Below are 6,265 nucleotides of genomic sequence, written 5' to 3'. Positions count from 1 at the left end.
TTTCCCGCCTAGAATTTCTTAGGTCCGCGGCCGCGTTTTTGAAAGGACATGGATGTTCTCCGGGAGGTTTTCGGGTATCCCTTTATGGAGCGTCCCCATCCGCCCCGGGACTAAAGCCCGTTGCTAAATCCCCATTTTATGATATAATTTTTTTATGGTTTATATAGCGGATTCATTATAAAATGAATCAAATAATTATGAAAAGTGAGGTATTGCAATGAACATTACAGAAGCAATTGAATCACGCAGAAGTATCCGGAACTTCAAGGACACCCCGGTCCCGGAAGACATTCTGCGCAGGCTGGCCGATGCCGGCAGGCTCGCGCCCAGTGCCAGCAATCTACAGGCATGGAAATTTTTCTTTGTGACCGAACCGGACCTCGTCGCTAAAGTGGACATGTTCAGTCCCGGACTCAGCGGCCATCCGCCCGTCATCCTGGTAATCTGTTCCGATATGGAATATGCCCTGAGCCACTCCCGCAATGCTGAAATCTACGGCTGCATGATGGACGCCTCTATGGCGGCCGAAAACATCATGCTGGCGGCACTCGAAGAGGGCCTCGGCACCTGCGCCATCAAGTCCTAAACCGATGCCGCCGTACGCAAACTCCTCTGTCTCCCCGATACATACCGTATAGAAATGCTAATGTCCATAGGCTACCCCGAAGGAGACCCAAGAGACCCCAGAAGAAAACCCCTGGAAGAAATCCTATACTTCAATCAATGGGAGGAAAACAAATGAAAAATAAAGAAGCCAGTCTCGAACTCTTAATCTACATGATAACCAGCGCCGCCGGCCTGGAAAACGAGCCTCACATCTATGGCCCCCTCCGCTTAATAGAGGCCTCCCAGCGCCTGTGCCAACTCCGCCTGGAGGATGACCCCGATAATCAGGACCTAAAAGACCTCATATCCATAATAGAAGAAGGCAAACACAAATGCACCTCCGACGAGCCCGCCTTCTACCAAATGCTCCAGGACGCCGCCGCCAAACTGGTAGACATAATCTAACAAAAGCAGAACATTATTCTGCCCCCATACTGCCGTCCCGCCCGCCAGGGTATACATTACGGCGCGCCCTTTGGACATACCTTATTCCGCAGTCTACTGCGGATCCGCCCGCAGGGCATGAGTTACGGCGTGCCCTTTGAACACACATTATTCTGCATATACCTGCCCCCTGGCCCACAGTTTCCAACTTAAGGCGCTATAACATTCTCCCCCCAGCATCCCCTCGCGCCGCCGCCTCCGTCCGCCATCTCCGGCCACCCGCCCGGATGAGCGCCGCCTTCCCGGGATGGTGAATGAGACGTCGGAGGGGATTTGTGCAGGTGTTTTTGGATGCCTAAAGTGTGCCGTGTTTCCGTTAGGATAAAATAGAAAAATCTGATGGACAAACTTTGCTTTCCCAAGCAAAGTTTGAAGCAACTAAGGCGCCAAATCATCAGATTTGGCACCGCATGTTGCTGGTTCCATCAGATTTTTCTATTTTATCCTTACGGAAACTAGGCTAAACGCCCGGTATCCAAAAACACCTGCACAAATCCCCTCCGGCGTCTCATTCACCATCCCGGGAAGGCGCCCCCCTACTCTAAAAATTCCTTCAGTTCCGCCATAAAGGTGTTTACATCTTTAAACTCCCGATATACGGAAGCGAACCGCACATAAGCCACCGGATCCAGAGCCCTGAGCTTGTCCATCACAATCTCACCGATCATACTGCTCGGTATCTCTTTTTCCTCGCGGTTGAATATCTCCAGTTCCACGGCATCTATCGTCCGCTGAATCTCCGATGCCGGAACCGGTCTTTTATAGCAGGCACTTAAAATGCCCTGCTCAATCTTCGCGCGGTCATACTGTTCTCTGTTATTGTCTTTTTTGATAACGATCAGCGGAATAGTTTCAACCTTTTCATAGGTTGTGAAACGTTTTCCACACTCGTCACAGGAACGTCTTCTGCGTATAGAATTATTATCTTCTGCAGGCCTAGAATCAATTACTCTTGTGTCGGGGTTTCCACAATAAGGACATTTCATAATATATTCCGCCTTTCCTCCCATTTCTTCCCCCATTATACACAATAACTAGAACTTTTGCAAAAACTTTTCCTCCCTTATTTCCACCAAAATAATATCGGGACCGATCTTCTTGATGCAGTGCCACGGAATGACATATTCACAGTCTGTTCCAAGGAATCCGCAGATTTTCCCCGGCCCCGGAATGATGATGGCCTCCACCCGTCCCTCTTTGATGTCGATATCCACATCCACAACGCATCCAAGCCTTTTACAGTCGCATACATTAATAACTTCCTTTTCCCGCAATTCACATAATCTCATAATCTCACCACACCAAAAATGCCCGCATACAGCAGCAGCTTCTCTCACTGTTACTATATGCGGGCACTCTGAAATGCGTGTTAAATTGCCATTACCTTTTCACTTTCAAATGCTTTTGCAATCACACCGATTAATACGGCTCCCAGAACTAGTGTTACGCCCAGTGTCATCCCATACTGCATCATAGTCACTTCCTGCGTCAGAATGCCCTGCAGCGTAAGCGATGTGTTATAGATCGGCACGGCGTAGAACCATTCGTGCGGGGTCTTTGTTGTAAACATTGTCGTGATCCCAAGCACCAGAACCAGCATGTAAACCGGCATCACGTAAGAATTGGCCTCCTTCACGGTCTTGGCAAATACGGATACCAGGACGATAATTGCCGAATACAGAAATGCAATTGCCACAAGCAAAGCGGCCATCATTCCGATCTGCTTTGGATTCAACGACAGATCCAGTCCCATATCTCCGCCCATGCCGCTCATCATCTGCGGCATAAAGGCAACCATTGCACCCACATATACGACAGAGGATACTCCGGAGATAATCATCAGTGAAAATACTTTTCCAAGTACAATGGAGCTTCTCTTGATCGGGGAAACCAGAAGGCTTGCCATCGTGCCCCTTTCCTTCTCCCCGGCCACCATATCAGTTCCGATTCCCATAGCCCCCGCAAATAACAGGATGGTTACAAAATAAGGAAGCATCATTCCCAGAACCTTGCCGCTGGCTTTCTCCTCGTCCTGAATTACCATTTCGGGATTATCCGAATTTACTGTAAATACGGTAAGACCTTCCATGTCCTCCACACGGTCGGATAAGAGCAGCTGTCTGTATGACTCCAGGACGCCATTTGATATTGTGTCATATGCCGCGCGTGAATAGTCTTCCGACGGATTGTAATACGTCTTAACCTGAGGGGTTGGCGCTCCTGTCTGATAACTGGAAACCTCATCCAAAAAGCCTTCCGGAAATTCGATCAGCAGATCGGCCCCTCCGTTTTTTATCATATCTTCGGTCTCGGCCCTGTCGCTGACCGTATATACATCGCATTCTTTGTCCGCAGCCTTTAAAAATTCTTCAAAACCTGCCGGCGCATTCTGGAGATATACGATCGCCTTATGCGATTCGACGTCTTCCTGAGCGCTGCTGCTCAGACTGCTGACCAGAGTCATAATACCAACCATAATAATCACCGGAAGGAAAAATACTGAGAAGATCATCTTCTTGTCTTTGAAAACCCTTGCCAGCTCTTTCCCGCATATCTGTTTAATCCCGCTCATCTTACTTTCCTCCTTTCTGAATTCTGTAAAGTTCGAAAAAGGCATCTTCCAGATCCTCTGTGTTTGTATCATGAAGTATCTGATCCAGGCTTCCCTCAGCCACCTTGCAACCATCAATGATAATTCCGATCCTGTCACAGATTTTTTCGGCTTCTGACATGACATGCGTGGAGATAATCACCAGTTTGCCTTCGTCTCTTAATTTTCTTAAATAATCAGTAACGCCGCGTGCCGTCACTACATCCAGCCCATTGGTCGGTTCGTCAAAGATTACGATATCAGGATCATGAACCAGACACACCGCGATTGCAGCTTTCTGTGCCATACCTGTAGAAAGTTCTTTGATTTTTTTCTGGGAAAAGTCTTTAATCCCAAAGTATTCAAAAAGCTCCTCTTTTCTCGCTTTGAGCCTATCCTCCGGAATGTTATGTAATCTTCCGAAGAAATCAAACATATAATCCACAGAAAACTGAGGATCCAGCTTTATATCCCCTGTCAGAAAGCCGAGCTTCTCCCGCACCATTTCCGGCTCCTTCTGCACTTCATGGCCGGAAACATAGATCTCGCCTTTTGTCGGCTTGATGATGGTAGAGATACACCGCAGCGTCGTTGTCTTCCCCGCGCCGTTTGGTCCCAAAAGGCCGTATATCTCGCCCGGTTTTGCCGTAAGGCTCAGGTCATTAACAGCAGTCTTTACGGGGTTTGTCGTCTTGGATTCCTTCATCTGCTTTTTATTCAGTTTATAAATCTTGGTCAGGTTTTTGATCTCTATCATGATCTCCCTCCTCATTCTGTACTATTGTGTTAATACAACTATATATCCTTGTTATTGATTTGTCAATAACAATTTTTTCCTTCCTCAGCCCTTTCAATCTTTTACCAAATAGATTACAATATTAAAAAAATAAGGAGGACTATCCATGAAAGAAACTATCTTACTTTTTCACGTTCCCGATAAAGAAAAGCTGTTAAAAATCGAAATGGCACTTTTTCCCCTGCATGTTCGCTTGAAACATGTGAAAGAGGAAGAGTATCACCAGCCGCTCGGCGTACTGGCGGGTATAAAAGACGCGGTACCCGCCGAAGGAAATTATACCGGCAGCGCCCTGGCCGATACCATGATCGTTTTTGCATTCTTTGATGACAACCGTCTCAACCAGGCACTGGCAGCGCTGAAGAAAAGCGGCGCCGGCCCTCTGCCCTACAAGGCGGTCCTTACTCCGACCAACCAGTTCTGGACTGCCCACGAATGCTTGGCAGAACTGAAACGTGAACATGAGGCTATGACTCCCTAGTACAGCAGTGCACTAATAATTCAGCAATAATCACCTGCTCTCTACGTCATAGCTGTACCTGCTTTCGCTAGACGTAGGAACCACTACGCCGTCGCGAAAGCAGGCACAACTCTGACGCAGATATCAGGCACTTATTACTGAAAGATTAATGCACTGCTGTACTAGCAGGAATCATAGCTTTTTTTCATAATATTTTTTCACGATAACGGTAACAAGGAAATACAGCATTAGTACTCCCCATGCCGTCCAGAATACAGCAAAGTTAAAAAATCCTGAGATCAAAAGAACTGCATAACAGGCTCCCATAACAATCATGCCTGCCCAATATGAGGTTTTTTCATTAATCATTTTATTTCTCTCGTCAGATACTTTGAGACGTTCCTCTCGCAGAAGTTTTTCATTCTTAAGAAGTTTTTTTGCCTTTAAGATCTCTTTGACCGCGAAGAAAAGAACGGCTGCACCGGTTCCCGTAAAGACCCCGCATAAAAATCCCTCCTCATATTCCCCGCCTCTCAGCATCATCACAATCGCCGCTGCGATGGTAAGCAGCCCCACACCGCACATAAAAAAGTCTATTCTGATCCTGGCTTTTAGTTTCTCCCTGTACTCCTCGTCTGTCTTAGCCCCCTGTTGCAATGCTTTTATAAACATATATTTTCCTCCTCCAGATTAAAAATAAAAATATCCTCAATATTGACTCCAAAATACTGGGCAATCTTATGTGCCAGTATCAATGACGCATTATACCTGCCGTTCTCCAACGATATGATGGTCTGCCTTGTCACCTCAACTGCATCTGCAAGTTCACTCTGCGTAATCTTGCGTTCCTTCCTCAACTGCTGAATTTTATTTTCCAAAAACATCCCCCATTTCTGACCGTCGTGTTCAGCGTTGCTTTCCTCCATAAAACAAAGACTCCTTAAACGCTTTTATTCTGCGGTAGGACTTTTCCGGAAGAATCCCGGTCAACATCAGGCAGATCGCCATCCCAAAAAGGAATCCCTTAATCAGCTCCGGTGTATCCGCAGACTGTTGAAGCAGCAAAGCCAGCGCATGAAATGCAAGACCCAACGTTAATTCTCTCCTCATATCACCTTTTTTCATAATCACCGCTCTCCTTTGCCTCTAAAGAAAATGTATAGTTTGTTTTACATTTAAAGTATAGTACGCTTTACAATAAATGTCAAGCACATTTTACATTTTCCAGTGACGAACTTTCGTCTCGGCGCTGATGGGAGACGTAACGCTCACTAACAGAGATGCCGTGGACACGAAAGCACCACCAATTCAATCTCCATACACGGCCCCCGTTTCAATCCCCTCGCCTAGGAACGGATCATATCTCCCT

At 46.8% G+C, this 6,265-nt stretch carries 10 protein-coding genes; 3 read left to right on the top strand and 7 right to left on the bottom strand.

The window, feature by feature from the left end:
- Nucleotides 1-217 precede the first annotated feature (217 nt).
- Together ARB69_RS16600 and ARB69_RS16595 are read left to right on the top strand one after the other, a co-directional pair.
- Complete coding sequence (locus ARB69_RS16600) at nt 218-586, top strand: nitroreductase family protein (RefSeq protein WP_242857623.1); 369 nt, start codon at nt 218-220, stop codon at nt 584-586.
- 152 nt (nt 587-738) lie between these two features.
- Nucleotides 739-1,011, top strand: a complete 273-nt coding sequence (locus tag ARB69_RS16595) for a DUF6092 family protein (protein ID WP_050641690.1) — start codon at nt 739-741, stop codon at nt 1,009-1,011.
- 575 nt (nt 1,012-1,586) lie between these two features.
- Here the strand turns inward: ARB69_RS16595 and nrdR are convergent.
- The 4 genes from nrdR to ARB69_RS16575 all read right to left on the bottom strand — a co-directional run bounded on the left by nrdR (nt 1,587) and on the right by ARB69_RS16575 (nt 4,397).
- Nucleotides 1,587-2,036, bottom strand: coding sequence for a transcriptional regulator NrdR (gene nrdR, locus ARB69_RS16590; RefSeq protein ID WP_025654864.1), 450 nt, complete (start codon nt 2,034-2,036; stop codon nt 1,587-1,589).
- 48 nt (nt 2,037-2,084) lie between these two features.
- The gene (locus ARB69_RS16585; protein WP_025654863.1) at nt 2,085-2,339 is read right to left on the bottom strand and encodes a YlmC/YmxH family sporulation protein; all 255 of its coding nucleotides are present in this window, start codon (nt 2,337-2,339) and stop codon (nt 2,085-2,087) included.
- An 80-nt stretch (nt 2,340-2,419) separates the two neighbouring features.
- A complete protein-coding gene (locus ARB69_RS16580; RefSeq protein WP_050641691.1) occupies nt 2,420-3,622 on the bottom strand; it encodes an ABC transporter permease in 1,203 nt (400 codons plus the stop codon).
- Between the two features lies 1 nt (nt 3,623).
- The gene (locus tag ARB69_RS16575) at nt 3,624-4,397 is read right to left on the bottom strand and encodes an ABC transporter ATP-binding protein (RefSeq protein ID WP_025654861.1); all 774 of its coding nucleotides are present in this window, start codon (nt 4,395-4,397) and stop codon (nt 3,624-3,626) included.
- Between the two features lie 145 nt (nt 4,398-4,542).
- Here ARB69_RS16575 and ARB69_RS16570 point away from each other — a divergent pair, with 145 nt between their 5' ends.
- Nucleotides 4,543-4,917, top strand: a complete 375-nt coding sequence (locus ARB69_RS16570) for a DUF3783 domain-containing protein (protein ID WP_050641692.1) — start codon at nt 4,543-4,545, stop codon at nt 4,915-4,917.
- Nucleotides 4,918-5,088: 171 nt separating this feature from the next.
- Here ARB69_RS16570 and ARB69_RS16565 read toward each other — a convergent pair whose 3' ends face one another.
- Genes ARB69_RS16565 through ARB69_RS16555 form a run of 3 tightly spaced genes read right to left on the bottom strand, consistent with a single transcriptional unit; the run spans nt 5,089 to nt 6,021 of the window.
- On the bottom strand, nt 5,089-5,568 hold the full coding sequence (locus ARB69_RS16565; protein WP_055154361.1) for a hypothetical protein: 480 nt from the start codon (nt 5,566-5,568) through the stop codon (nt 5,089-5,091).
- Nucleotides 5,559-5,780, bottom strand: a complete 222-nt coding sequence (locus tag ARB69_RS16560; RefSeq protein WP_373596796.1) for a helix-turn-helix transcriptional regulator — start codon at nt 5,778-5,780, stop codon at nt 5,559-5,561. Before ARB69_RS16560 ends, ARB69_RS16565 begins: the two co-directional genes overlap by 10 nt.
- A gap of 22 nt (nt 5,781-5,802) precedes the next feature.
- Complete coding sequence (locus tag ARB69_RS16555) at nt 5,803-6,021, bottom strand: hypothetical protein (protein ID WP_055154359.1); 219 nt, start codon at nt 6,019-6,021, stop codon at nt 5,803-5,805.
- Between the last annotated feature and the right edge of the window lie 244 nt (nt 6,022-6,265).

Source organism: Faecalicatena contorta (genome assembly GCF_001404335.1).
In the GTDB taxonomy this organism is placed as follows: Bacteria; Bacillota; Clostridia; order Lachnospirales; family Lachnospiraceae; genus Faecalicatena; species Faecalicatena contortus_B.
This window is presented reverse-complemented; position numbering and strand designations above follow the sequence as displayed.